A 22,144-nucleotide genomic window follows, 5' to 3' on the forward strand; every position below is an offset into this window, starting at 1 on the left:
CCTTCCGACGCCAAGCGTATACGGGTGGTCGAGGCCCGCAGTTTTAGCCTTTGCAAATAAAATCAAGGGGATAAAGAATGAGACTGCTAAAAGAGCTGCCCCTTTTGGGTGACGATGGGACGTACCGGATCGGAGGGTCCGACCTCTGCGACCTCCTGCGTATCTCCCCCGCTGCCCTGACCGGCCTGGTCAAGCGCGACCTCGCCGTCAAGCTGGGACATGACGCCTACGACCTCACCGAGACCGTGGGCCGCTACGTCGAACACCTGCGCGGCGTGGCATCCGGGCGCGGCGACGAAGGCCAGGTCCTGACCCTCACCGGCGAACGCGCGCGGCTGGCCCGCGAGCAGGCCGACGCCCAGGCGCTGAAGAACGCCAAGCTGCGCGGCGAGCTGGTGGAGGCATCCGAGGTCGAGCGTACCTGGTCGGACACGCTGCGCCAGATGCGCGCCCGCCTCATGGCGATCCCGTCGCGCCTGCGGGCCGACCTGCCCAGCCTCGACCCCGACGCCCTGACCGCGCTGGACCGGGCGCTGCGCGACACACTCACGGAGCTGGCCGACAATGCCGACTGACCATTTCACCACTATGTCCGCCGACCTCTTCGACGGCCCCCTTGGACTTGATGCAACCTACACACCCGCGTGGGGATCACCCGTTTCCCTGCGCGTCATTCCCGACCTCTCCGATGTGAATGCCAGCATCGGCTTTGCCGACTTCCATTCGACGGCTGGCCGGTTCCTCCTGCTGGTCTCTGACGTCGCAGACCCTGCCGCAGGCGATGTGCTGACGCTGGACGGGAACACCTACACGGTGCAGGGCCAGCCCATGCGGGACGCCAGGCGCAACACCTGGGCAATCGAGGCGCGACCCGATGGAGATTGAGACCGTCCGCGCACGCGCCCTGCGCGCCCTGATCCCGCCGCCGCGCCTGCGCCTGTCCGACTGGATCGAGGGCAACGTGATCCTGCCCGAAGGCGTCAGCGCCCAGCCCGGCCCCGTCCGCCTCTGGCCCTTCCAGCGCGAGATTGCCGACACCATCGGCGCCCCGGAGGTCGAGCGTGTGACGCTGGTCAAGCCGGTGCGCGTGGGCTTCACAACGCTGCTGACCTCTGCCGCCGCGGCCTATGTCGCCAACGACCCGGCGCCCATTCTCTGCCTGCTGCCCGCCGAGGCCGATTGCCGCGACTACATGGTCAGCGACGTTGAACCGATCTTCTCAGCCTCGACCGCCGTTGCCGACGCCCTGGGCGAAGACCGCGAGGAAGGCGAACGCAACACGCTGCTGTCCCGGCGCTTCCCCGGCGGTTCGCTGAAAGTGGTCGCGGCCAGGGCGCCCCGCAACCTGCGCCGCCATAACGTCCGCGTCCTGTTCATCGACGAGGCGGACGGCATGGAAGCCACCGCCGAAGGCTCTCCGATCCTGCTGGCCGAACGCCGCACCCTGTCCTTCCCGGACCGCAAGATCGTCCTGGGCAGCACGCCCGTACATCAAGAGACTAGCCATGTCCTGCGGGCCTACGCCCAGTCCGACGCGCGGATCTTCGAGGTCCCCTGCCCGGCCTGCGGCACCTTTTCAGAGATCCTCTGGGACGCGATCATCTGGGACGAAGGCAAACCCGAGTCGGCGCGATGGTGCTGCCCGCATTGCCGCGCTGAGATTGAGGAACGGCACAAGCCGGCAATGGTCGCGGGCGGCGCGTGGCGGGCCACACAGCCGCATGTGCAGGGGCACGCGGGGTTTCGCCTCAATGCCCTGGTTAGCCTTCACACGAACGCCTCCTGGGCGCGGCTGGCGCGGGAATTCATCGGGGCCAAGGACGATCCCACCACCTTGCAGACCTTTGTCAACACGATCCTGGGCCAGGGCTGGCGCGGCGAAGGCGACGAGCTGGACGACGAGGCGCTGGCAGAGCGGGCCGAGGACTGGGGCCTTGAGGCGGTGCCGCCCGAGGTTCTGGCCCTGACGGCGGGCTGCGACGTCCAGCATGACCGGATCGAGGCCACGTTCATCGGCTGGGCCGAGGACGGCACCGCTTTTGTCCTGGGGCATCGGATCGTCTGGGGCGCCTGGGACGATGAGGGCACCTGGTCAGAGCTGGACCAACTGCTGAAACAGTCCTTCCCGCACGCCCTGGGCGGGCGGATCACGCTGGACGCCGCCGCGATCGACGCGGGCGACGGCACCACCATGCACGCGGTCACGGGCTTTGCCATGCCCAGAACCCGGCGCAAGGTGCTGGCGATCAAGGGGGCACCGGGCAACCGTCCGCTGATCGAGCGCGCGGGATCGAAGACCAAGACCGGCGCCCGGCTGTGGATCGTCGGCGTGGACACCGGCAAGACGCTGATCTTTGGCCGGTTGACACGCGGCAACACCATCCGCCTGTCCGGCGATCTGCCCCGCGTCTGGCACGAGCAACTGGCAAGCGAACGGGTGGTTATGAGCTATCTCCGGGGCCAGCCGGTGCGGCGGTTCGAACGTATCCCAGGACGCCGGGCCGAGGCGCTGGATTGCACCGTCTACGGCTTTGCTGCGCGGCAGATCATCAACCCCGATTGGGAACGCAGGCGGGCCGAGCTGGCTCAGGCCAAGGTGCAGCCGCGCCGAACGGCCCCGGTGCTGCAATCGGAATGGATGAAGAGGTGAGAGCAGAAACACCTTGGCAGCCCGGTTTCAAAGAGCTGAGACGCATCAAGGTTTGCGGTTCCAGCGTACGTGCTCGCTTGAGCTTGGTGTTGAACACAAAAAAAATTACCCCGCAGAAAGCGGGGTAATCACTTCAAGCGTGCTTCGAAGGAAAGCTATGCCGCCTGCTTCACAGCGTTCTGCCGCCCTTGATTCGTTCCGAAGAACTCGGAGCGCTTCACGAAATCGAAGCCTATTTTGTGCATTGCGGCCCTCACAGCCATAGATACAGCAGCTTGCTGTTGTTCGAGCTTGGTCATGGTTGCCTCCCAAAAGCTTGGTTGCAGTGTCATCACAAGAATTCTCATAGGTCAATTATACTTTGGAAAGGTAAATCCAAGACCCTTTCATGGCAACAAGGGAGAACGCGGGGTGCCCGCTCAAGGCATCTGTGAAGGCGCCACCGAAGGATTTTTCCGCAGGACTTTTTAGGTGAAATTTGATGTGGTCCGAAGGCATTACGTCGTCCGCAAGCCCCAGCACTCCTGCAAAAACATTTGCAAGGGTCTCAGTGTAAGCCTCAATCGTAATGTCCTCAGAAAAGTCGAAGCGCGGAGCGAGGACAATATGACGCACCCGAAGTACTTTCCCCGTGTACCCCGGCAGCAGCGTCGAATTGGCCTGACATACCACGTCCACCTTGCCGTCACTCATGAGACCGTAAACCGCAGCGTCACGCCGCGGCGCTGCGCGGGCCAATTCCGCAAGAACAGGCAAGGAGGCTACGGCATAATCACCGAAGTCCTCTTCAAACGAGCTGCACTCTTCTTCCCACTCCAAGACCAGTTTGTCCCAGCCTTCTCCAGTTATTCGTTCAAGCAAATCTAGCTCCTGTACTTCAACCTTACGCCAGCACCGCCACCGTTCTCCGCGATGAACTCCACTCCGGCGGTTTCGAGAGCGGCACGGATCGCCTCAGCGGTATCGACTCGACCTCCGAGAGGTCCGGTCGCAGACTCCAGACGCTTGATCGTCGGGATGGATACTCCTGATGCATCGGCAAGATCGTTTTGAGACCAGCGCAGCAGCGCGCGAGCCGCCTTCACTTGCTCAATTGATACTTTTGGTATTGACACCCATCAAGCCCCTGTGTTGATACTTTTGGCATCATATCAATTCAGGAGACCCTGACAATGCCCAATGACCCCGCCTGCGGGACCGGCCCCGCTATATCCGATCTCTACGATCTCTGCTCGAACGCCGAAAGCCTCATCTATTCCGCCTACCTCCTGGGAGGAGCGCTGGACGCCTTGACCTTGAAGAACACGCCGCCCGTGCTGTTCCTGTTGAACGAAGCCCGCTGTGCGCTCCGCAACTTGAGCGACGAACTGTCCGAACTGGAACGCCGCACCAAGCATGGACGGATCAAGCTATGCCAATGACCAGCGTGCAAGAGGGCTTTCGCACCATCTACGGCCCCAACCAGATCGGCCCGGAAAACAAGGCCTACCAGATTGCCAACCTCGCCAAGGCCGGGCTGGCCGCCTCTGACAGCCTGGTCAACCTTCAGGACGTGCCCGGCACCCTGGGCAGCGTCTTCGAGGTGATCGCGCAGCTTTGCGAGGAACTGGCGCGGGATGTGGAGTAGACCAAAAGTGTTCACTTGACCACAAACGGACCATCCGGCAAGATGTGGTCAAGTGAACACACAACTTGTCAGGAGACAATGATGAAACTTGCGGCCCTCCTTTACTGCACGGACTTGGATCGGCATCGGTTCAATACGCTACGTCGCCGCGAACAACTGCCGATCATCAAAGGCTCTGCCGACGATGCCGATTCTCGCCAGTCCAACTATTCGCTGGATGACGCGTTCCGCCTGCGCTTGTTTCTCGATCTGATCGGGCAGGGCGAAACTGAAAATGCCTCGATCACCCCGACCGATGCCTGCAATATTGTCGTTAACGTCATGATGATGGAACGCAGCAAAGGCCAGCCTCACCCGCTTGACATGCTGGTTAAGGAAGAACTCTGGGCTGGCGTTGTCGTTTTCGAGGAAGGCCACTTCCTCGACCAAGGCGAAATTCTTCGCTTCTCGCAATGGTACGGGGGCGCTCTTCCGGACGTCCATAAGAAAGTTGGGCAAGTAATCAGCCACACGGGCCGCTCGACACGCGCCGTGCGTGTTGTTCTGGCCAACGCCACGCGCGCCGCAAATTTCGTCCGCCAAAAGGCCGTCGCCCTAGGCATTTCTGAGGCCTACGACCTCTACGAGGAGTGGCCCGATTGAAACCACTCATCGGAATAAAGCGCTCAGTCGGTCGTCAGCTGACGCGCTTTCTCCGCCGTTCCGGCATCGAGTCCGGCGGCGGTGGGCGGCGCTGGCAGGGATCGCCAGTCCTGGGAGCGCCGCAGAATTCCACGCTGGCCGCGCGCGGCCTGACCGCGCAGCGCGCGGGTGCCGCATCGGTCAACACGCCGCACGGCGCCCGCATTGTCGAGACCTGGACCGCCGCCCTGATCGGCAAGGGATGGCAGGCCCGGTCGCGGCACCCCGACCCCGAGGTCGCGCGCCCGCTGAATGCCAGCTTCGAGGCCCTTACAGGCCCGGTTCTGGTCCCCCTCTGCCGATCCCTGGTCCGCGACGGCGAAGCCTTTGTCCGCCTGCGCCTGACCGAGGACGGCGCCCTGCGGCTGCAGCTCCTGCCGGTCGAGCAGATCGACCCCTCCGTCAACCGCGACCTGGGCGGCGGTGGCCGGATCGTCGCGGGCATCGAATTCGACGCCCAGGACGAGGTTGTCGCCTATCACGTCCTGCCCGAGGCACCGGGCACGCCCTTTGTCACCTATGACGCCCCGGTGCGCGTCCCTGCGCGCGACATGCTGCACGTCTTCGACCCGCTCTTCCCCGGCCAGGTGCGCGGCCTGTCGTGGCTCTCCCCCGTCCTGCTGAAACTGCGCGACCGGGACGAGGCATCCGACGCCCTGCTGATGCAGCTCAAGACGGCTTCGCTGCTGACCGGCTACGTCCGCGACCCTGACGGCACATTTGCCGGTTTCGACGGCACGCAGGACGGCAGCACCTTGAACGTGGCGCTGGAACCCGGCGCCATGCGCATCCTGCCCCCCGGCGCGGACGTGACCTTTTCGAACCCCGGCAGCGGCCTGTCCCAGGCTGTCGAATTCATGCGCAGCCAGGACCGCGAAGTCGCGGCGGGCGCGGGCCTGACCTTCGAGCAACTGACCGGCGATCTGTCCGACGCCAACTATTCGAGCGCCCGCGTGGGCCTGCTGGAATTCCGCCGCCGCGCCGAAATGCTGCAACGCCAGCTCATCGAAGGGCAATTCCTTGCCCCGCTCTGGCGGCGCTGGATCGAGATTCGGGCGCTGTCCGGTGAAATTGACGCCCCCCTGCCCGACTATCTGCCGGTGCGCTTCGTCGCCCCCGGATGGCAATGGGTGGACCCCGCCAAGGAAGTGTCTGCGGACGTGGCCGCAATCGAGGCGGGCTTGAAATCCCGCGAAGAGGTGGTCGCGGGCCGTGGCCGCGACATTGACGAACTGGACGAAGAACGCGCCCGCGACCGGGCCGAAGGAGGCCAAGCCGCATGACCATCCATATTCGATCCCTGGCCCCTGCCCCCTCGACCGTAAGTCAGGAAACACGCACCGTCGAAGCCATTGTCTCGACCGGCGCGGACGTCCAGCGGCGGGGATTCATCGAGCGCCTGCCGCTGGGCGGCGCCGATCTGTCCCGCCTGGTCGGCGCCCCCGTCCTGGACGCGCACCGCGCGAATTCGACCCGCGACCAACTGGGCGTGATCGAAGCCGCAGAACAGCGGCCAGAGGGCCTTTGGGTCCGCATCCGGTTCCGCAGCAATGACGCTGCGGCCTCAGTCTTGACCGACATCGCAGACGGGACCCTGCGGGGCCTGTCGATGGGCTACACGGTCGGCGCCTGGAAGGACCAGACCGAAGGCGGACAGCGCATCCGCATCGCAACGCGGTGGACACCGCTAGAGGTGTCCATTGTGCCCGTGCCCGCTGATCCGGGCGCCCACTTCCGAGCAGGAGATACAGGCATGGAAGCAGACGAGCAGACGGCGGAGACCACCGCCACCACCACGGCAACCCGCGCCGAGGTCAACGCGGAAATCCGCCAGATGGCCGAGACGGCGGGCCTGACCCGCGCCTGGGCCGACGCGCAGATCGACGCGGAGGCCACCGCAGAGGATGCCCGCACCGCCGCCTTCGAGGCCATGCGCCAGCGCAGCACACAGACGCAGACGCGCACCACGCGGGCGCAGATCGGCACCGACAACACCGACCCCGCCGTGATCGCCACGCGGGCCGGTGAGGCGCTTTTTGCGCGGTCGCACCCGGATCACGAAATCTCGGAACCGGCTCGCGCCTGGGCGGGCATGACGACCCTCGACCTTGCCCGCGACTGCCTGCACCGCTCCGGGATGCGCACCACGGGCATGGCGGCGGATACCGTCATCACCCGCGCGTTGCACAGCACCTCGGACTTCTCGCTGATCCTGGGCGATGCGACCGGGCGGGAGTTGCGCCGCGCCTACATGGCCGCGCCGGAAGGCGTTCGCCAACTGGCTCGCCAGACCACGGCCCGCGACTTCCGCGCCAAGCGGGCCCTGCAATTCGGTGAGGGCCCCGAGCTGCAGAAGGTCTTGGAGGGCGGCGAATTCCAGCATGGCACCATCGAGGAATCGCAGGAGACCTACAGCGTCGAAACCTTCGGGCGTATCTTCGCCATTTCCCGGCAGGCGCTCATCAACGACGACCTGGGCGCCTTCTCGCAGATCCCCGCCAAGCTGGGCCGGGCCGCGCGCGCCTTCGAGGTGGCCCAGCTCGCCGCGAAGATCGAGGCCAACCCCGCGATGGCGGACAGCACCGCTGTTTTCCACGCGGACCACGCCAACCTTGCCGGGTCGGGCGCCGCGATCTCGGAGACGACGCTTGCAGCGGCGCGCCTAGCTATGCGCAAGCAAACCGGCATCGGAGACGAAGCAATCGACGTGACCCCGCGTTTTGTCCTGGTCCCGCCGGATGAGGAAACCACCGCCGAAAAGGTCCTGGCACAGATTGCCGCCACCAAGACGGCGGACGTCAACCCGTTCGAGAACCTGACGCTGGTCACGGACGTGCGCCTGACAGACACCGCCGCCTGGTACGTCGCAGCGGACCCGGCCAGCATCGACGGGCTGGAATACGCCTACCTCGAAGGCTCCCCCGGCCCGCAGATCGAGACCAAGCAGGGCTTCGAGGTCGACGGCGTACAAATGAAAGTCCGCCTCGATTTCGGATGTGGCTGGGTCGACTATCGCGGCTGGTACAAGAACGCGGGCGCCTGATGGCCGTCGATGTGACCGAACTGGAAACGCTGCGGGACAAGCTGGTCATGGCCCGCGCCCGTGGCGTCCGAAAGACGGAGCTTGGCGACCAGTCCGTCGAATACCGATCCGACTCCGAAATCGCCGCTGCGATTGCGGACCTCGACCGGCGGATCGCTGCGGCGGGATCGTCCCGCCCCGGCACAATCAGTTTCTCCACCTCGAAAGGGCTGTGACATGAAGACGTTTCTTTCTGACGGCATCAACGTGACCGTGGCGGCGCCCGCGGCGAAATCCTCTGGCGACGGCGTGCTGGTCGGTTCCATCTTTGGCGTGGCGATCACCGATGCCGCGAACGGCGCCGATGTGGCGATCCGCACCACGGGCGTGGTGACGCTGCCCAAGATCGGTTCCCAGGCGTGGAGCGTAGGCGACAAGGTTTACTGGGACGATGGCAACGACCGCTGCACCAGCACCGCCGCAGACGGCGACCAGCTGATCGGCACCGCCACCGAAGCCGTGGGCAGCGGCGCGGACGCGACCACCGGAACCCTGCGCCTGACAGGCACGCAGCTTTTGCAGGCGGCGAACGTGGCGGACGCATCGGCCGGCAGCGCGGCCGAAATCAACGCGCTTCGCGATGCCCTTGTCAACGCCGGCCTGATGGCCGCAAGCTGAGGCGGGACGATGGCAAACCAACCGGCCAAGATCAAACAAGCAGAACTGACACGCTACGTCGCTGGGGTGGTCAAGGCCGGTGTCACCATCGGCAAAATCAGCATCGCGCCAAACGGGACAATTACCATTGTCCCGGCTGGCTCTCCAAGCGACGATTCCGCCAACCCTTGTGACCGTTTGCTTGATTGATGACACGACGCAAGAACCCATATCCCGGCGTTTCCCGCGTGACCGACCGGCACGGCAAGGTGAGGTGGCGCTTCCGCCGAAAGGGCTTTTCCTGCTACTTGACCGGCCCTTATGGCTCTGCCGAATTTCGCGCTGCCTACGAGGCAGCAGTTGACGAGGTGAGGACACCCGCCAGCTATTCAACCGCGCCGCATGGCTCGCTGGCATGGCTGATTGAGCACTACCTTCGCTCCCCTAAACACATGAACAAATCCGAAGCGACGCGGCGCGTCCTGCATCGCGAATTGGACTGGCTGCGCTCTACTGCGGGCGATCTGCCAGTCGCCTGTTTTCGCGTCCGCCACATCGAGGCGCTGATGGCAAAGAAGCCCGGCCCGGCAGCGGCGAACAAAGTCCGCAAGAACCTTTCCATGCTCTTTACCTACGCGATCAAGCAGGAGGTCGAAGGCGTGACTACAAATCCCGCGCGCGCCGCTGACCGCATGACCGAAGGGGAAGATGGCTTTCACACCTGGACCGAAGCGGAAATGGCACGGTTCCTAGATCACCACGGGCCAGGCACCAAGGCGCGCCTTGTGTTCCTTCTGGCGCTCAACACAGGTGCTGCGCGTGCCGATCTGTCCCGCATGACATGGGGCAACATCCGGGGCGGGAAGATCGCCTACAAGCGCGGGAAAACAGGTGTCGGCGGTGAATACACGATCTTGCCGGAACTGGCCGAAGAACTTGCGCGCCTTCCGGGCGACGTGCTGGTGCTGATTCATCACGGCAAGGGCCTACCCTATAAACCCGAGACTCTGGGAAACTGGTTCAAAGACCAATGCAAGGCGGCGGGCCTTTCCCATTGCAGCCTTCACGGCATCCGCAAGGGCCAAGCGACTCGGATCGTCAATGAAGGCGGCTCGCCCGATGAAGTCATGGCCTACCTTGCGCACAAGACCAATGCCGAGGGCGCAACCTACACGAAAAAGGCAGATCGAGGGCGGCTGGCTGATAGCGGTCTATCCCGCCTGACAGGCGCCCCAATTGTCCAACCTATCGGAAAGGTTGGACAATCAACCCCGAAAAACGGAAGGAAATCAAAATGATAGAGAAGGAAGTGGCAGCCCGTAGGGGAATCGAACCCCTCTTTCCAGGTTGAAAACCTGGCGTCCTAACCGATAGACGAACGGGCCACTCTGGTCTGCTGCGGCGCTGTCTGTGTGACCATCGCTGCGGCGTGAGCCGGGTTCTATGAAAAGCGCGCGGTGCTTGCAAGCACAAAATTCAGAAATTTTCGCGGCCCCGAAACAAAGTCGAAAAGCCCCCCTTTTCAGCCCTGAAAAGAGGCCGGCGCAGCGTCGTCGAGGCGCATCTGTACCGTCGACCGTCCCTGCCAGAAATTCACGTCCAGCTTGCCCGCAAGGTGGAATCGGCCCCCCTTATGGCCCTCCAGCGCCGGCCCCAGCGGCCCGTCGAAGGCCGAGAAGAGAATCGCGTCCAGAGAGGCCCCCAACCCGTCAGAGACCGTCAGCTTCAGGTGTCCCTTCCCGACCCGGCGCGCGTAGCGGATCTGCATGTCGGGCAGCACGAATCGCGGCCCCGGCACCGCCGCGCCAAAGGGCCCGGCGCGTTCCAGTTGTTCGACCAGCTCCACGCTGGCCGCGCCCGGCATCAGCAGACCGTCAACGCGCAGGTCGGCGGCACCGCCCTGCCCCGCCCCCTGCTGCTCCAACAGCTCGGAGAGGCGTGCCATCGCCGGTTCCAGCTGGTCGCGCAGCACCGTCAGTCCGGCGGCCATCTTGTGCCCGCCGCCCTTGAGCAGCAGCCCCTCGGCGGCCAGCTTCTGGATCGCCGCGCCAAGATCGACACCGGGCACCGACCGGCCAGATCCCTTGCCCTCGTCCCCTTCGAAACCGATCACGATGGAGGGCCTGTTGGTCTGTTCCTTGAGGCGCGAGGCGACGATGCCGACGACGCCGGGATGCCAGCCGTCCTCCGCCGCCCAGACCAGCGGCGCCTCCAGCCCGCGCGCTTCGGCCTGCGCCAGCGCGGCCTCGCGGACACTGGCCTCGATCTCGCGCCGTTCGGTGTTGAGCTGGTCCAGGCGTTCGGCCATCGCCTGTGCCTCCGACGGGTTGTCACAGGCCAGCAGCCGCGCCCCGAGATCCGCCTTGCCGATCCGCCCGCCCGCGTTCACGCGCGGCCCCATGACATAGCCCAGGTGATAAGCGGCGGGCGCCCGTTCCAGCCGCGCCACGTCCGACAGTGCCACAAGGCCCGGACGGGCCCGGCCCGCCATGACCCTCAGCCCTTGGTGCACGAAGGCCCGGTTGACACCTTTCAGGGGCGCCACGTCGGCCACCGTGGCCAGCGCCACCAGGTCCAGCGCCGCCATGAGATCGGGCCCCTTGGCCCCGGCCTCGCGCAACTGGCGCCCGGCCTCGACCAGCATCAGGAAGACCACCGCCGCCGCGCAGAGATGCGCCAGCGCGCCATCCTCGTCCTGGCGGTTGGGGTTCACCACGGCCACGCAATCGGGCAGCGTCTCACCCCCCAGGTGGTGGTCCAGTACCACGACATCCGCCGCGCCCTTGGCCGCGGCAATGGGTTCATGCGAAAGCGTGCCGCAATCGACGCAGATGATCAGGTCATGTTCGGCGGCCAACGCCTGCATGGCAGGCACATTGGGGCCATAGCCCTCGTCGATCCGGTCAGGGACATAAAGCGTCGCCTGCCGGCCCATCTGCCGCAGCCAGTCCAGCAGCAGTGCCGCGGAACTGCCCCCGTCCACGTCGTAATCGGCAAAGACGGCGATCCGTTCGCGATCTCGCACAGCCTGCAGGAACCGCTCCGAAGCGCGCTTCATGTCCTTGAGCGATCGCGGATCCGGCAGTAGTTCGCGCAGTTTGGGCGCCAGGTAGGACTCGGCCTCCTCGGCGCCGACGCCCAACCGGGCCAGCACGGCGCAAAGCGCGTGATTCAACCCGGTGCGCTGCACCAGCGCCTCGGCCTGCCGGGTCTCCTCGGGGCCGGGACCGACCCAGCGCCGCCCGGTCAGACTGCTTTCGACCCCCAGATAAGACAAACCCTCTCCCGGCTTCTTCTTGGTAAAAATACCCGGGGAGTCGACCGCAGGGAGACGGGGGCAGCGCCCCCAACCTGCAACCGCTCCCGCCCCGCTCACCCCTTGTGCTTGACCGGGTTGCGATAGCTCATGCGCCGGACGGAGCCGGTCTTGGACCGCATCAGCAGCGTTTCGGTGGTGATCCAGCCGATCTCGCGCTTGATCCCGGGCAAGAGCGATCCCCCGGTCACGCCGGTGGCCGCAAAGATCACATCGGCGGTCACCATCTCGTCCCGGGCATAGATCTTGTCCAGGTCGGTGATCCCCGCCTTGGCCGCACGGCCCCGTTCGTCGTCGTTGCGGAACAGCAGACGGCCATAGATCTGGCCACCCATGCATTTCAGTGCCGCTGCCGCCAGAACGCCCTCGGGTGCGCCGCCGGACCCCATGTACATGTCGATGCCGGTCATATGCGGTTCGGCGCAATGCATGACACCGGCCACGTCGCCGTCGGTGATCAGGCGGATCGAGGCGCCGGTGGCGCGGACCTCTGCGATCATGTCCTCGTGGCGGGGCCGTTCAAGGATGCAGACGGTGATGTCGCTGGGGCCACAGCCCTTTTCCGTGGCCAGGGCCGACACGCGGGTCGCGGGCGGCATGTCCAGCGTCACGATCCCCTCAGGGTAACCCGGGCCGATGGCCAGCTTGTCCATGTAGACATCCGGCGCGTGCAGCATGCTGCCGCGCGGTCCCATCGCAATCACGGTCAGGGCATTGGGCATGTCCTTGGCAGTCAGCGTGGTGCCTTCGAGCGGGTCAAGCGCGATGTCCACGCCGGGGCCTTCGCCATTGCCGACCTCCTCGCCGATGTACAGCATCGGCGCCTCGTCGCGCTCGCCCTCGCCGATGACGACGACACCCTTGATGTCCAGTTTGTTGAGCTGTTCGCGCATGGCGTTGACGGCGGCCTGGTCGGCGGCCTTCTCGTCGCCACGACCGATCCAGTCGGCGCTGGCGATGGCGGCCTGCTCGGCCACGCGGGCCAGGCCCAGGGACAACATTCGGTCATTGAAATCGATCGGGGTGGACATCGCCGGTAATCCTTCGTGAGTGCCGCGTCACCTCGTGAGTACCCCGCCGCAGGCAAGGGCCGCAAGGGGATAGAACCGCCTGCACCGACGGCTGTGCCCATTCGCCGAAAGGGGCGGAGTCATCCGATGATCAGAAGGTCATCCATGGCGAAGAAATTGCCCGATGCCGCAAAGCGCACCTCGTCCACGCTGTCGAAAAGCGCATCGTCGAACTCGACGAATGTCGTGTCCCCCCTGACCAGCGAAACCGTCTGGGTGCCTAGCAGCGCACCATCGTCATAGGCCGAGACCTCCAGCGTCAAACTGCTGGCGAAAGGCGAGGTGAAATAGGCGCTTTCGAGATCGAAGTTGGTTTCGCGCAGGACCGAGACGTCCCCAGCGTTGTTGTTGGCCACGAACATGCCCGATTGCAGCGCGGGATTGTAGGGATTGTTGGCGCGCCCGTCGCTGAGGTAATCTAGGGCATTGACCGTCCCCCATGACCCTGCGAAGCGCAGCCCGCCCGGCCCGCCCGAGACGCCGTTCTCAAAGGTCTGCAGCAGCGGGTTGATGGCATTTTCGCCGTCGTCGAGCCCGAAGATATTTATCGTGACGGGCTGCGTTGTGCGGCCGCCCTCGCCATCCTCGACCGCGAAGATGAAGATATCGCTCAGCATATCGCCGAGGTTCAGGTCCTGCACTTCGGGATTGGTGTTCTCCAGCCTGTAGGTCCAGCCGCCGAAGAGGTCCACCTCGATGGTGCCGTAGTCGCCGATACCGCCCCCTTCGATGGACCATTCAAGCCGCCCGGTGCCGATGTCCACATCCTCGCCCAGAAGCTTGCCAAAAACAGTCAGGATCGTGTCCTCGGTCACCCTCCCCGTGATGTCCCCGGTGATTTCAGGAGCGTCGTTGAGACCCGTGATCGTCGCGGTGACGGTTTCGGTCGCGAAGCTGCCGTTGCCGTCACTGATGGTCACGTCATAAGTGAAGGTCAGAACGTCAGTCGCGCCGAGATACTGGAATTCATCGTTCTGAACCGAGAAAGTCCAGGTTGCGGTACCCAGAGCCACACCCGCAGTGTCCGAAAGGACCACGCCGAGAAAGCCGAGAGCATCCTCTTCGTTGAATCCCTGAACCGGCCCGTCCATGCCGGTCAGCACCACCTCGACGCTATGGGTGTCCAAAAGATCGACATCCCCGAAGGCGATCTCTCCGGTGTCGGTCAGATAGGGCGTGCTGTCGTCCTCAGTCACCGCCGCGCTGAAATCCGAGACCGCCAGGTCGATCAAAACCGGGTCGTTGCGCCCCTCTATCACCAGCTCCCGGGTCAGCATCGTCACGCCGCCCTGACCATCCGACACCTGCACACTCAGCGTTTCAAGCGCGAATTCGTTCACCGCCAGTCCCTGGTAGGAGGTTCCCGGATCGAAGGTCACATCGAAAGAGACGCCGGTGTAATTGCCCACTGTGACCGGGGTCGCGACCGGCACGGACAGGCTGCCGCCGGTCACCGACATGCTGTCCAGCACCACCGTGCCGCCATCCAGGTCGAAAGCGTCGAAAGTGATGTCGAGCGGATCGTCCTCGTTCGCGGTCTGGTCGGTCAACCGCACCAGCGGCGGGTTGTTGACCCCGACATGGTAGATGAAATCCGGGAATTCGAGCGTGCCGATATGCTTGAGCGTATCGATGCCCTCGTCGCCATCGTCAGGCCGGGTATCCTCGACGATCGTGGTGTTCCCCTGCCCGTCCGAAAACAGGAAATCCAGCACCGATCCCTGGTAGACCGCCGTATCGTCGCCGTCATTGCCCCGGATCAGGTCATTTCCGCCACCGCCTTCGACGGTGTCATCTCCGTCACCGGCGTTGATTTCGTCGTCTTCATCGGATCCGGTAATCCGGTCGTTGCCATCACCCCCGTTGAATTTCGTCGCTTCGGTCCGGTCCGGCGGTGTCAGGATATCGTCTTCGTCCGTGCCATTGACCGGCTTGCCAAATGTATCCCTGGCCATCGCTTTCCCCCCCGGGCCTTGGCGTCAGTCCATGCCTCACGACCATGGGCCCGACGCGGACACGTGCTGTCCGCGTCGGCAAGAAAGGCGCCAGCCAAAAAATCGTGAAGAAAGGTTAACCCAGGAAAGCGTTTCTTCAAAACACTTTGATTACGCAACGTCAATTTGGCAGGCGGGCCGGCCGGTCAGACTTCCTCGATCCGCAGCGCCACGGGTGCGGTGATGACGACGCCTGTCGCCTCCATCGCGGCCAGCGCCTGATCCAGCGCATTGCGCGTCGTCTTGTGCGTGACGATCAGCACCGGGGCGCTATCATCGTTGTGCCCATACTGGCGCATGCGATTGATGGAAACGCCCGCCTCGCCCAGCGCGGTGGCTACCTTGGCCAGCGCCCCGGGCTTGTCCGCCAGGGTCATGCGCAGGTAGTAGGGCGCTGGCGTCGAGGCGCGGGCCGGGACGGCCTCGATCAGGCTTGCGGCCGGACGGCCAAAGGTCGACACCCGCAGACCCCGTGCCACGTCCATGACATCGCCCATGACGGCGCTGGCCGTCGGGCCTTCACCGGCGCCGGCGCCGCGCATGACGATCTGGCCCACCTGGTCGCCCTCGATCACCACCATGTTGGTGCCGCCCTGCAACTGCCCCAGCGGAGAGTTCGCCGGCACCAGGCAGGGCGCCATGCTCTGTTCCAGTCCCCGCCCGGTCATCCGCGCGACGCCCAGCAGCTTGATCCGGAACCCCATGTCGGCGGCCTGGCGAATGTCCTCGATGGTGACGCTGCCGATGCCTTCCAGCTCGACCGCGTCGAAATTGACCTGGGTGCCGAAGGCGATGGAGGACAACAGCGACAGCTTGTGCCCGGCGTCGATCCCGCCCACGTCCAATTGCGGATCGGCCTCGAGGAAGCCCAGGGCGTCAGCCTCGGCAAAGGCCTCGTCATAGGTCAGGCCGCCGTCCTCCATCCGGGTCAGGATGTAGTTGCAGGTGCCGTTCATCACCCCCATGACGCGCTCGATGTCATTGCCGGCCAGGCCCTCGGTCAGCGCCTTGATGACGGGAATGCCGCCCGCCACCGCCGCCTCGAAGCGCAGCACCGCGCCATGTGCCTCGGCCAGCGCCGCCAGCGCCTGGCCGTGATGCGCCAGCATCGCCTTGTTGGCGGTGACCACGTCCTTGCCCGCCTTCAGCGCGGCCTCGACAGCGGCCTTGGCCGGTCCGTCGCTGCCGCCCATGAGTTCGACAAAGACATCCACGTCCTCGCGCGTGGCCAGTGCCACCGGGTCATCCTCCCAGGCATAGCTGGACAGGTTCACGCCGCGATCCTTGTCGCGGGTGCGGGCGGAGACGGCGCTGATCCCGATGCTGCGGCCCGAGCGTTCGGTCAAGAGCGGTGCCTTCTGGCGCACGATCTTGACGACACCCGTGCCCACGGTCCCCAGACCGGCAATACCTAGACGGAGTGGCTGGGACATGGGCGGGCTCCTTTTTCCCTCGGGGTCAGTTCCGGGTCGGGGTTATCGCCAAGCCTCGCCGGGGACAAGGGCGTCCGGCGTCGCGCGGGCTTTCGACCGTGTCATCCGCCCGAGTGATGCGCAAAGACACCGCAGCCGGGGCCTACTCGGCGCGCAGCGCCGCCGCTTTCTGCCGCAGCCTTGCCAGGCGGCCATCGACACCGCGCGGCGCGATATCCACCCGTTGCAGCCGGCTGGCCCGTGCCTTCAGCGCTGCCACGCGCCCCTCGACCACGGCGGCCTCGCCGGGGGTGGCCCTCGGCACGGCGCCGTTCAGCAGAGCATCCAGCGGCAAGAGGTCGGGATAGGGGGCGTCCGCCACGCCCGGCGTCTGCCGCGCATCCAGTTCCGGGAACTGGGTGCAGCCGGTCAGTGCCGCAATGACAGCAGCGCAAAGCAGGGGATGATGGAACCGAACCGCCATGTGCCAGTCATGCCCCAGCCCGCGCGGGCTGGCAAGCATCCGGGTTGATCTGAACGCCTGTTCAGATATTGATGACATCATGGCACGCACCCAGGGAAGCCACGCCGGGATCACCGGCCCTCGCATCCGCGAAGCGGCACTGCGCCTCTTTGCCGAACACGGATTTGCCGCCGTCTCGATGCGCCAGATCGCCTCGGCGGTGGGGCTGCAGGCAGGCGCTCTCTACAACTACACACCCGACAAGCAGGCGCTGCTGTTCTCCCTGATGAAGGAACACATGGACGACCTGCTGGGCGATCTCTCCCGCCTGCCGTCGCAGGACGCGCCGCAGGCCCGTCTTGAATCATTCGTCCGGTTCCACATCGCCTTTCACCTGGACCGTCCGGAACTGGTCTTCATCGCCTACATGGAACTGCGCAACCTCACGCCCGAGAATTTCCGGGTGATCGAAGGCCTGCGCCGCGACTACGAAGACGCGCTGGAACGGATCCTGAGCGACGGCGTCGCCGAGGGCAGTTTCGAGGTCGCCGATACCAAGCTCGCGACGCTGGCCGTGATCGCCATGCTGACCGGCGTCACCACCTGGTATCGCCCGGACGGCCGCCTGAGTGTCCCCGAGGTGCAGGATCTCTACTGGGACATGGTGCGCAAGTCGGTCTCCGCCTGACGGCGCGCCGTCCGGCCCCCCGTCCCGGACCCGGACCCGGGCTCAGCCTGTTCCTTGGTGACTCCGGAAGCAACAAACAGGCACAGCCTGTCCAAAGGGTCGGCGGGCGGGCGTCTTTGCGGCAAAGCCGCAAACAGTCCCGTTCCGGCGGCCCTCAGCGCTCCGCTTGAATCGATTCCAGGTATTCCGCCAGCGCCACCAGCTTGCGCGGCGTCGGTGTCGGTTTGCCGTCGCCACTGTCATAGGGCACCAGGTCTCCCTCCAGCAGCGCACCGAACTCCGGCATCCATGATGCAGACCGGTCCGACCGTGCATAGCCGTCGATGATCGACATCACCTTGGCCCGTGGAAAGACGTTGCCGTGGCGCACCTTGATCAGCGTCAGGTTCTTCGGCGCGACACTCATGGCCCGCGCCATCTGTCCATCGCCCTTGCCATCCGCGCCATGACAAACCGCGCAATTTTCCATGAACAACGACCGTCCATCCGAAGGACCCGGCATCGCGGTTTCCTCGACGCAGCCCGCCAGCGCCAGTGCCGCCACCAGCCCGAGAGTCATTCTGACCATTCCTGCCCCTTTCATGCCTGCTCTCCCCGCTTCCTGCCAAAGCGCCAGCGCCTCGGCAAGCCCGTTCAGCCGTCGGCCTGCAGCCCCTCGACATGGGCCACCACGTCCAGCAGCCCCCTGGGGGTCATGATCACCTCGCCCGACGGCGCGCGCCATTCGACCACCGGGCCACCCAGTTCGGACGCGAACTCGGGCATCGAACCGCGGTGGAACTTGCCCGGGTAGCCGTGGATGGTTTCCATCACCTGTTCGGCGGGAAAGATGCCGCCGTTGGCCAGGGTCAATCCGGTCAGATCCGGCGGGGTCACGGGCAGGTCTGCGCCCAATGCGCCATCGCCAAGCCCCCTTGCCCCGTGGCACCCTGCGCAATTGGCCGCATAGATCCGTGCCCCCGGGTCCACCACGTCGACCCTGTCCTGGGACGGGCTGAACCAGCTCCGGCTCGTTCCCCCCTGTCCCGGCCAGAAAACCGCGCAGCCGGACAGCGTCATCAGCGCAACCCCGGCGAGTACCCTCATGTGCATGTCCCGCTCCATCTTCCTGTCCGGTTCATGGACTGCAAGTCCGCCCGGCGAACCGCCCCCCCCAAGGGCGCGTGACAGTGCCCGCGCCTCCGGTCATAGTCGCGCCGGAAAGACGGGAGGTCCACATGCTCGATCCTGCCACCGCGCAGCACCTGTTGAAAGAGAATTTCGCACCCTGGGTCCAGGCCCTGCAGCCGGAGATCACCGAGATCGGCCCCGATCAGGCGGTGCTGGAAATCCCCGTGCGCCCCGAGATCGCCCGCATGGGCGGCATCGTCTGCGGCCAGGCACTGGCGACGCTGGCGGATACGGCGATGGTCTTTGCCTGTGCCGGGCGGCTGGGCCGGTTCGAGCCGGTGGCCACCACCAACCTCGAGACGCGTTTCCTCAGCGCGGCCCGCGGCGATGCCGTGCGCTGCACCGCCCGGGTGATCAAGGCCGGGCGGGCGATGATCTTTGCCGAGGCGCTGCTGATCCGGCTGCCGGACGCGGCCACGGTGGCCGCCGCCAGCGCCACCTTCTACCTGCCATCATGAAGGGATCCGGGATGACACAATACGCGGTGATCATGCTGCTGGCGGGAATCGGCATTCCCACGCTGGCCGCGCTCAATGCGGCGCTGGGGCAGCGGCTCGGGTCTCCGGCGGCGGCGGCTGTGGTCCTGTTCTGCGTTGCGCTGCTGTCGACCGGGGCGGTCTGGGCACTGCTGGGCGCCAAGGGCTTTGGCGGGCTGGCCTCGGCGCCCCGGCACCTGCTTCTTGGCGGCTGCCTCGTGGCCTTCTACGTTCTGTCCGTCACCTATATCGCGCCGCATTTCGGTGTCGGCAACGCGGTCTTCTTCGTGCTGATCGGGCAGCTCATCAGCGCGGCGGCGATCGACCATTTCGGGCTGTTCGGCGCACGGGTCTCTCCCCTGACCCTGACCCGGGCGACGGGTATCGCGGTCATGGCGCTGGGGGTCTGGATCACCCAGCGCGCCTGACCGCAGATCTCAGGCCCCGGCGAGCGACTGCAGCTGGTGCCAGAGGGCATCGGGGACGTCGATTGCCTCCTGCACGGCCCGGCCCGCGCCGGGCATTCTCGCGCCCTCGTCCTGCGTGACCACCCGGCCCAGCTCTGCCAGCCGGTCGTAGAACGCCCCCTGCCCCGGATCGATCAGCAGGAAGTACTGGCCAAGATCATGCGGCGCGCCTTCTGGCGCCTTGAGCGGGGCGACCTCCGAGCTCAGCACTCCGCCGCCCAGACAGGCGGCGAGGATCTCCGCCATCAGGCCAAAGCCCCAGCCCTTGTAGCCTCCGGCACTGGTCAGCGACCCGGTCAGCGCCGCCTCGGGGTCGGTTGTTGGCCGACCCTCGGCATCGACGGCCCAGCCCTCGGGGATGGGACGGCCCGCCGCCTTGGCCATCGTGATATGGCCCAACGCCACGGTCGTGGTGCTCTGGTCGAACATCATCGCCACGCCGCCCTGGCCGTCGGGCACGGCAAAGGCGATGGGATTGGTGCCGATCACGCGGGTCTTGCCCCCCGGCGCGGCCACGATGGGCGAGGCATTGGTCAGCCCCAGCCCAAGCGCACCACCCCGAGCGATCTGTTCGGTGAAATAGCCCAGCGCGGTACATGTATGTGCGTGATGCAGGGCAAGGCTGACCACCCCCGTCTCATGCGCTGCCTCCAGCGCCAGCGGCAGGGCCGCGGCAAAGGCGGGTTGGGCAAAGCCATGCGCGGCATCGACACGGATTTCCGAGGCACGCGGACGGCTGATACCCGGCACCGCGCGGCCATCGACCCGCCCCGAAGTCAGCTGCTGGCAATAGCTTTCCAGGTAGTAAAGGCCACAGATACGGTTCCCGCGCGCCTCGGCCCAGGCGATGGCGCGGGCCATTTCCGCGGCGATGGCCGGACCGGCGCCATGCATGGCCAGGGCGGTTTCTGAAAGGCGCTGGATTTCGGCAACGGAAATTTCGGGCATGAAGGACTCCTGCGTGTTTGGCAGGACCCTAATCCGCGTTGACCGAAACGAAAAGAGAGGGGTCAGAAGCGGTCAAAGCGCTGTTCATGGCGGCGTCGCGCCAGCTCCAGCCGGGTGATCAGGTGGTTGAGAAGAACCGCGACGATCAGGACCGGCCCCAGGCCCCACCACGACCACAGCAGAACAAAGACCCAAAGCAAGTTGACGAAGATCAAGACCAAGTTGGCGGAGGTGTAATCCTCGACCGGTTGCGGGTGACGGTTCTCCATCGCGGTGCCTCCTGCCTGCGGCTGCATGCAGGCAAGAGTTTAGCGCATCCGGCCTGCAAGTCAGGTCAGGATTCCGCGATCCGTTGAATTTCCGGTTAATGCGCGCCGTTTCGCCTAGGCGGAGACGGTTTCTCGCGCAGCGGCCAGCGCGGCCGGCAAGGTCTCTTCCAGAACCGCCAGGTCCTCGGACCGACCGGCGCTGATGCGGATACAGCGGTCCTGCGGCGCCACAAAGGGCATGCGGACAAAGACCCCGCGGTCGATCAGTCCAGCCAGCACCGCGCGGGCAAAATCCCCGTCGCGCCCGCAATCCACGGCGACGAAATTCGTGGCCGACGGCAACGTGGTCAGCCCGTTCGCCTCGGCGATGCGGGCGATCTCACCCCGCGCGTCCTCGGTCAGGCGCAAGACCTCTTCGAGCCACTCGGTGTCCTGCAGGGCCGCCAGCGCCCCGGCCAGCGCCATCCGGTTCATGCCGAAATGGTTGCGGATCTTGTCAAAGGCACGGATCACCGGCGCGGCCGAGATAGCATAGCCGATGCGCGCACCCGCCATGCCATAGGCCTTGGAAAAGGTGCGCAGGCGCACGACTCGGTCGTCTTCGGGGTCGATCCGGGGCGCGGTGCCCTCGGGCGCGAACTCGATATAGGCCTCGTCCAGGGCCAGCACGCAGCCATCGGGGAGCGTATCCAATGCCGCCTCGATCGCAGCGCCTGAATGCCAGCTGCCCATCGGGTTGTCGGGATTGGCAAGGTAGATCAGCTTGGCGTCGACCTCCGCCGCCTTCTCGATCAGCCCGCCCAGGTTCTCGTGATCGCCGGCATAGGGGATCTTGTGCAGCACGCCGCCATAGCCGTTCACATGGTAGTTGAAGGTCGGATAAGCCCCGTCGGAGGTCACGACCGCGTCGCCCGGCGCCACCAGCAGCCGGACGAGATAGCCCAGCAGCCCGTCGATCCCCTCGCCGATCAGGATGTTTTCCGGAGCACAGGCCATTTTCGCAGCCAGCGCGCCCTTGAGATCCAGGTGTGAGGGATCGGCATATTTCCAGACCTCGGCGGCCTCGTCCTGGATCGCGGCAATGGCAAAGGGGGACGGGCCGAAAACGCTTTCGTTGGCACCAAGGCGGGCCTTGAACAGGGCACCGCGGGCGCGCTCCTGTACCTCGGGCCCGACGAAGGGCACGGTTTCAGGCAGGGCGGCGATCAGGTCAGGGTAACGAGGTCCGGTCATG

General features: G+C 65.5%; 28 protein-coding genes and 1 tRNA gene. 15 read left to right on the forward strand and 14 right to left on the reverse strand.

Annotated features, from left to right (window positions below; all coding sequences use genetic code 11):
- Positions 1–77: 77 nt before the first annotated feature.
- The 3 genes from BLQ71_RS19220 to BLQ71_RS19230 are packed head-to-tail and all read left to right on the forward strand — an operon-like array spanning position 78 to position 2,650.
- Positions 78–575, forward strand: a complete 498-nt coding sequence (locus BLQ71_RS19220) for a terminase small subunit (protein ID WP_074622891.1) — start codon at positions 78–80, stop codon at positions 573–575.
- The gene (locus tag BLQ71_RS19225; protein WP_074622892.1) at positions 565–885 is read left to right on the forward strand and encodes a head-tail joining protein; all 321 of its coding nucleotides are present in this window, start codon (positions 565–567) and stop codon (positions 883–885) included. The genes BLQ71_RS19220 and BLQ71_RS19225 overlap by 11 nt, the downstream gene beginning before the upstream one ends.
- Positions 875–2,650: a phage terminase large subunit family protein gene (locus BLQ71_RS19230; protein WP_074622893.1), complete on the forward strand. Its 1,776-nt coding sequence runs from the start codon at positions 875–877 to the stop codon at positions 2,648–2,650. Before BLQ71_RS19225 ends, BLQ71_RS19230 begins: the two co-directional genes overlap by 11 nt.
- A gap of 155 nt (positions 2,651–2,805) precedes the next feature.
- Here the strand turns inward: BLQ71_RS19230 and BLQ71_RS26495 are convergent, their stop codons facing one another.
- From BLQ71_RS26495 to BLQ71_RS19245, 3 genes are read right to left on the reverse strand one after another with little or no spacing between them, the layout of a single operon-like run.
- Positions 2,806–2,949 carry a hypothetical protein gene (locus BLQ71_RS26495; RefSeq protein WP_157923331.1) on the reverse strand — a complete coding sequence of 48 codons (144 nt, stop codon included), beginning with the start codon at positions 2,947–2,949 and terminating at the stop codon, positions 2,806–2,808.
- Between the two features lie 55 nt (positions 2,950–3,004).
- Complete coding sequence (locus BLQ71_RS19240) at positions 3,005–3,511, reverse strand: hypothetical protein (RefSeq protein ID WP_074622895.1); 507 nt, start codon at positions 3,509–3,511, stop codon at positions 3,005–3,007.
- 2 nt (positions 3,512–3,513) lie between these two features.
- Complete coding sequence (locus tag BLQ71_RS19245) at positions 3,514–3,765, reverse strand: helix-turn-helix domain-containing protein (protein WP_074622896.1); 252 nt, start codon at positions 3,763–3,765, stop codon at positions 3,514–3,516.
- 57 nt (positions 3,766–3,822) lie between these two features.
- On the opposite strand from BLQ71_RS19245, the gene BLQ71_RS19250 reads away from it, so the two are divergent.
- From BLQ71_RS19250 to BLQ71_RS19290, 9 genes are all read left to right on the forward strand, one after another.
- Entirely contained in the window at positions 3,823–4,071 is a 249-nt protein-coding gene (locus BLQ71_RS19250; protein WP_074622897.1) for a hypothetical protein, read from the forward strand.
- The gene (locus tag BLQ71_RS19255) at positions 4,068–4,277 is read left to right on the forward strand and encodes a hypothetical protein (RefSeq protein ID WP_074622898.1); all 210 of its coding nucleotides are present in this window, start codon (positions 4,068–4,070) and stop codon (positions 4,275–4,277) included. The genes BLQ71_RS19250 and BLQ71_RS19255 overlap by 4 nt, the downstream gene beginning before the upstream one ends.
- A gap of 78 nt (positions 4,278–4,355) precedes the next feature.
- Positions 4,356–4,919 (forward strand): hypothetical protein, encoded by a 564-nt coding sequence (locus BLQ71_RS19260; protein ID WP_133066182.1) that lies wholly within the window; start codon positions 4,356–4,358, stop codon positions 4,917–4,919.
- Complete coding sequence (locus tag BLQ71_RS19265) at positions 4,916–6,241, forward strand: phage portal protein (protein ID WP_229754921.1); 1,326 nt, start codon at positions 4,916–4,918, stop codon at positions 6,239–6,241. The genes BLQ71_RS19260 and BLQ71_RS19265 overlap by 4 nt, the downstream gene beginning before the upstream one ends.
- A complete protein-coding gene (locus BLQ71_RS19270; RefSeq protein ID WP_074622900.1) occupies positions 6,238–8,001 on the forward strand; it encodes a prohead protease/major capsid protein fusion protein in 1,764 nt (587 codons plus the stop codon). Before BLQ71_RS19265 ends, BLQ71_RS19270 begins: the two co-directional genes overlap by 4 nt.
- Positions 8,001–8,216, forward strand: coding sequence for a phage head-tail joining protein (locus BLQ71_RS19275; RefSeq protein ID WP_074622901.1), 216 nt, complete (start codon positions 8,001–8,003; stop codon positions 8,214–8,216). Before BLQ71_RS19270 ends, BLQ71_RS19275 begins: the two co-directional genes overlap by 1 nt.
- Position 8,217: 1 nt before the next feature.
- A complete protein-coding gene (locus BLQ71_RS19280) occupies positions 8,218–8,658 on the forward strand; it encodes a DUF2190 family protein (RefSeq protein ID WP_074622902.1) in 441 nt (146 codons plus the stop codon).
- 9 nt (positions 8,659–8,667) lie between these two features.
- Positions 8,668–8,847 carry a hypothetical protein gene (locus tag BLQ71_RS19285; RefSeq protein WP_074622903.1) on the forward strand — a complete coding sequence of 60 codons (180 nt, stop codon included), beginning with the start codon at positions 8,668–8,670 and terminating at the stop codon, positions 8,845–8,847.
- Between the two features lie 38 nt (positions 8,848–8,885).
- Positions 8,886–9,935, forward strand: coding sequence for a tyrosine-type recombinase/integrase (locus BLQ71_RS19290; RefSeq protein ID WP_254780726.1), 1,050 nt, complete (start codon positions 8,886–8,888; stop codon positions 9,933–9,935).
- A gap of 12 nt (positions 9,936–9,947) precedes the next feature.
- On the opposite strand, the gene BLQ71_RS19295 is transcribed toward BLQ71_RS19290, so the two are convergent.
- The 6 genes from BLQ71_RS19295 to BLQ71_RS19320 form a co-directional block, all read right to left on the reverse strand.
- Positions 9,948–10,022 (reverse strand) — tRNA-Glu (locus BLQ71_RS19295).
- Positions 10,023–10,159: 137 nt separating this feature from the next.
- A complete protein-coding gene (gene recJ, locus BLQ71_RS19300) occupies positions 10,160–11,914 on the reverse strand; it encodes a single-stranded-DNA-specific exonuclease RecJ (RefSeq protein ID WP_074622904.1) in 1,755 nt (584 codons plus the stop codon).
- A gap of 95 nt (positions 11,915–12,009) precedes the next feature.
- On the reverse strand, positions 12,010–12,984 hold the full coding sequence (glpX, locus tag BLQ71_RS19305) for a class II fructose-bisphosphatase (RefSeq protein WP_074622905.1): 975 nt from the start codon (positions 12,982–12,984) through the stop codon (positions 12,010–12,012).
- Between the two features lie 119 nt (positions 12,985–13,103).
- Entirely contained in the window at positions 13,104–14,978 is a 1,875-nt protein-coding gene (locus BLQ71_RS19310; protein WP_074622906.1) for a VCBS domain-containing protein, read from the reverse strand.
- A 185-nt stretch (positions 14,979–15,163) separates the two neighbouring features.
- Complete coding sequence (locus tag BLQ71_RS19315) at positions 15,164–16,450, reverse strand: homoserine dehydrogenase (RefSeq protein ID WP_074622907.1); 1,287 nt, start codon at positions 16,448–16,450, stop codon at positions 15,164–15,166.
- A gap of 142 nt (positions 16,451–16,592) precedes the next feature.
- Positions 16,593–16,952, reverse strand: coding sequence for a hypothetical protein (locus tag BLQ71_RS19320; RefSeq protein ID WP_223306313.1), 360 nt, complete (start codon positions 16,950–16,952; stop codon positions 16,593–16,595).
- Between the two features lie 40 nt (positions 16,953–16,992).
- On the opposite strand from BLQ71_RS19320, the gene BLQ71_RS19325 reads away from it, so the two are divergent.
- Positions 16,993–17,580, forward strand: a complete 588-nt coding sequence (locus BLQ71_RS19325; protein WP_074622963.1) for a TetR/AcrR family transcriptional regulator — start codon at positions 16,993–16,995, stop codon at positions 17,578–17,580.
- Positions 17,581–17,734: 154 nt separating this feature from the next.
- Here the strand turns inward: BLQ71_RS19325 and BLQ71_RS19330 are convergent, their stop codons facing one another.
- Together BLQ71_RS19330 and BLQ71_RS19335 are read right to left on the reverse strand one after the other, a co-directional pair.
- A complete protein-coding gene (locus tag BLQ71_RS19330) occupies positions 17,735–18,148 on the reverse strand; it encodes a c-type cytochrome (RefSeq protein WP_043146311.1) in 414 nt (137 codons plus the stop codon).
- 65 nt (positions 18,149–18,213) lie between these two features.
- Positions 18,214–18,666 carry a c-type cytochrome gene (locus tag BLQ71_RS19335; RefSeq protein WP_157923330.1) on the reverse strand — a complete coding sequence of 151 codons (453 nt, stop codon included), beginning with the start codon at positions 18,664–18,666 and terminating at the stop codon, positions 18,214–18,216.
- 131 nt (positions 18,667–18,797) lie between these two features.
- Here BLQ71_RS19335 and BLQ71_RS19340 point away from each other — a divergent pair, with 131 nt between their 5' ends.
- Both BLQ71_RS19340 and BLQ71_RS19345 read left to right on the forward strand, forming a co-directional pair.
- On the forward strand, positions 18,798–19,208 hold the full coding sequence (locus tag BLQ71_RS19340; RefSeq protein ID WP_043146309.1) for a PaaI family thioesterase: 411 nt from the start codon (positions 18,798–18,800) through the stop codon (positions 19,206–19,208).
- Positions 19,209–19,219: 11 nt separating this feature from the next.
- Positions 19,220–19,654 (forward strand): DMT family transporter, encoded by a 435-nt coding sequence (locus BLQ71_RS19345; RefSeq protein ID WP_074622908.1) that lies wholly within the window; start codon positions 19,220–19,222, stop codon positions 19,652–19,654.
- Positions 19,655–19,663: 9 nt separating this feature from the next.
- On the opposite strand, the gene BLQ71_RS19350 is transcribed toward BLQ71_RS19345, so the two are convergent.
- The 3 genes from BLQ71_RS19350 to BLQ71_RS19360 all read right to left on the reverse strand — a co-directional run bounded on the left by BLQ71_RS19350 (position 19,664) and on the right by BLQ71_RS19360 (position 22,143).
- Positions 19,664–20,641, reverse strand: coding sequence for an Ldh family oxidoreductase (locus BLQ71_RS19350; protein WP_074622909.1), 978 nt, complete (start codon positions 20,639–20,641; stop codon positions 19,664–19,666).
- A gap of 62 nt (positions 20,642–20,703) precedes the next feature.
- Entirely contained in the window at positions 20,704–20,910 is a 207-nt protein-coding gene (locus BLQ71_RS19355) for a histidinol phosphate aminotransferase (RefSeq protein ID WP_074622910.1), read from the reverse strand.
- 114 nt (positions 20,911–21,024) lie between these two features.
- On the reverse strand, positions 21,025–22,143 hold the full coding sequence (locus tag BLQ71_RS19360; protein ID WP_074622911.1) for a pyridoxal phosphate-dependent aminotransferase: 1,119 nt from the start codon (positions 22,141–22,143) through the stop codon (positions 21,025–21,027).
- Position 22,144 lies beyond the last annotated feature (1 nt).

The organism is Antarctobacter albus, assembly GCF_900101505.1.
Taxonomy (GTDB): Bacteria; Pseudomonadota; Alphaproteobacteria; order Rhodobacterales; family Rhodobacteraceae; genus Antarctobacter; species Antarctobacter albus.

Bases quoted from the DNA above. Each gene is read 5' to 3' on its own strand.
- BLQ71_RS19220 (WP_074622891.1), top strand. From the start codon at position 78: ATGAGACTGCTAAAAGAGCTGCCCCTTTTGGGTGACGATGGGACGTAC.
- BLQ71_RS19225 (WP_074622892.1), top strand. From the start codon at position 565: ATGCCGACTGACCATTTCACCACTATGTCCGCCGACCTCTTCGACGGC.
- BLQ71_RS19230 (WP_074622893.1), top strand. From the start codon at position 875: ATGGAGATTGAGACCGTCCGCGCACGCGCCCTGCGCGCCCTGATCCCG.
- BLQ71_RS26495 (WP_157923331.1), bottom strand. From the start codon at position 2,949: ATGACCAAGCTCGAACAACAGCAAGCTGCTGTATCTATGGCTGTGAGG.
- BLQ71_RS19250 (WP_074622897.1), top strand. From the start codon at position 3,823: ATGCCCAATGACCCCGCCTGCGGGACCGGCCCCGCTATATCCGATCTC.
- BLQ71_RS19255 (WP_074622898.1), top strand. From the start codon at position 4,068: ATGACCAGCGTGCAAGAGGGCTTTCGCACCATCTACGGCCCCAACCAG.
- BLQ71_RS19260 (WP_133066182.1), top strand. From the start codon at position 4,356: ATGATGAAACTTGCGGCCCTCCTTTACTGCACGGACTTGGATCGGCAT.
- BLQ71_RS19270 (WP_074622900.1), top strand. From the start codon at position 6,238: ATGACCATCCATATTCGATCCCTGGCCCCTGCCCCCTCGACCGTAAGT.
- BLQ71_RS19275 (WP_074622901.1), top strand. From the start codon at position 8,001: ATGGCCGTCGATGTGACCGAACTGGAAACGCTGCGGGACAAGCTGGTC.
- BLQ71_RS19280 (WP_074622902.1), top strand. From the start codon at position 8,218: ATGAAGACGTTTCTTTCTGACGGCATCAACGTGACCGTGGCGGCGCCC.
- BLQ71_RS19285 (WP_074622903.1), top strand. From the start codon at position 8,668: ATGGCAAACCAACCGGCCAAGATCAAACAAGCAGAACTGACACGCTAC.
- glpX (WP_074622905.1), bottom strand. From the start codon at position 12,984: ATGTCCACCCCGATCGATTTCAATGACCGAATGTTGTCCCTGGGCCTG.
- BLQ71_RS19310 (WP_074622906.1), bottom strand. From the start codon at position 14,978: ATGGCCAGGGATACATTTGGCAAGCCGGTCAATGGCACGGACGAAGAC.
- BLQ71_RS19315 (WP_074622907.1), bottom strand. From the start codon at position 16,450: ATGTCCCAGCCACTCCGTCTAGGTATTGCCGGTCTGGGGACCGTGGGC.
- BLQ71_RS19320 (WP_223306313.1), bottom strand. From the start codon at position 16,952: ATGCTTGCCAGCCCGCGCGGGCTGGGGCATGACTGGCACATGGCGGTT.
- BLQ71_RS19325 (WP_074622963.1), top strand. From the start codon at position 16,993: ATGGCACGCACCCAGGGAAGCCACGCCGGGATCACCGGCCCTCGCATC.
- BLQ71_RS19330 (WP_043146311.1), bottom strand. From the start codon at position 18,148: ATGGTCAGAATGACTCTCGGGCTGGTGGCGGCACTGGCGCTGGCGGGC.
- BLQ71_RS19335 (WP_157923330.1), bottom strand. From the start codon at position 18,666: ATGAGGGTACTCGCCGGGGTTGCGCTGATGACGCTGTCCGGCTGCGCG.
- BLQ71_RS19340 (WP_043146309.1), top strand. From the start codon at position 18,798: ATGCTCGATCCTGCCACCGCGCAGCACCTGTTGAAAGAGAATTTCGCA.
- BLQ71_RS19345 (WP_074622908.1), top strand. From the start codon at position 19,220: ATGACACAATACGCGGTGATCATGCTGCTGGCGGGAATCGGCATTCCC.
- BLQ71_RS19350 (WP_074622909.1), bottom strand. From the start codon at position 20,641: ATGCCCGAAATTTCCGTTGCCGAAATCCAGCGCCTTTCAGAAACCGCC.
- BLQ71_RS19355 (WP_074622910.1), bottom strand. From the start codon at position 20,910: ATGGAGAACCGTCACCCGCAACCGGTCGAGGATTACACCTCCGCCAAC.
- BLQ71_RS19360 (WP_074622911.1), bottom strand. From the start codon at position 22,143: ATGACCGGACCTCGTTACCCTGACCTGATCGCCGCCCTGCCTGAAACC.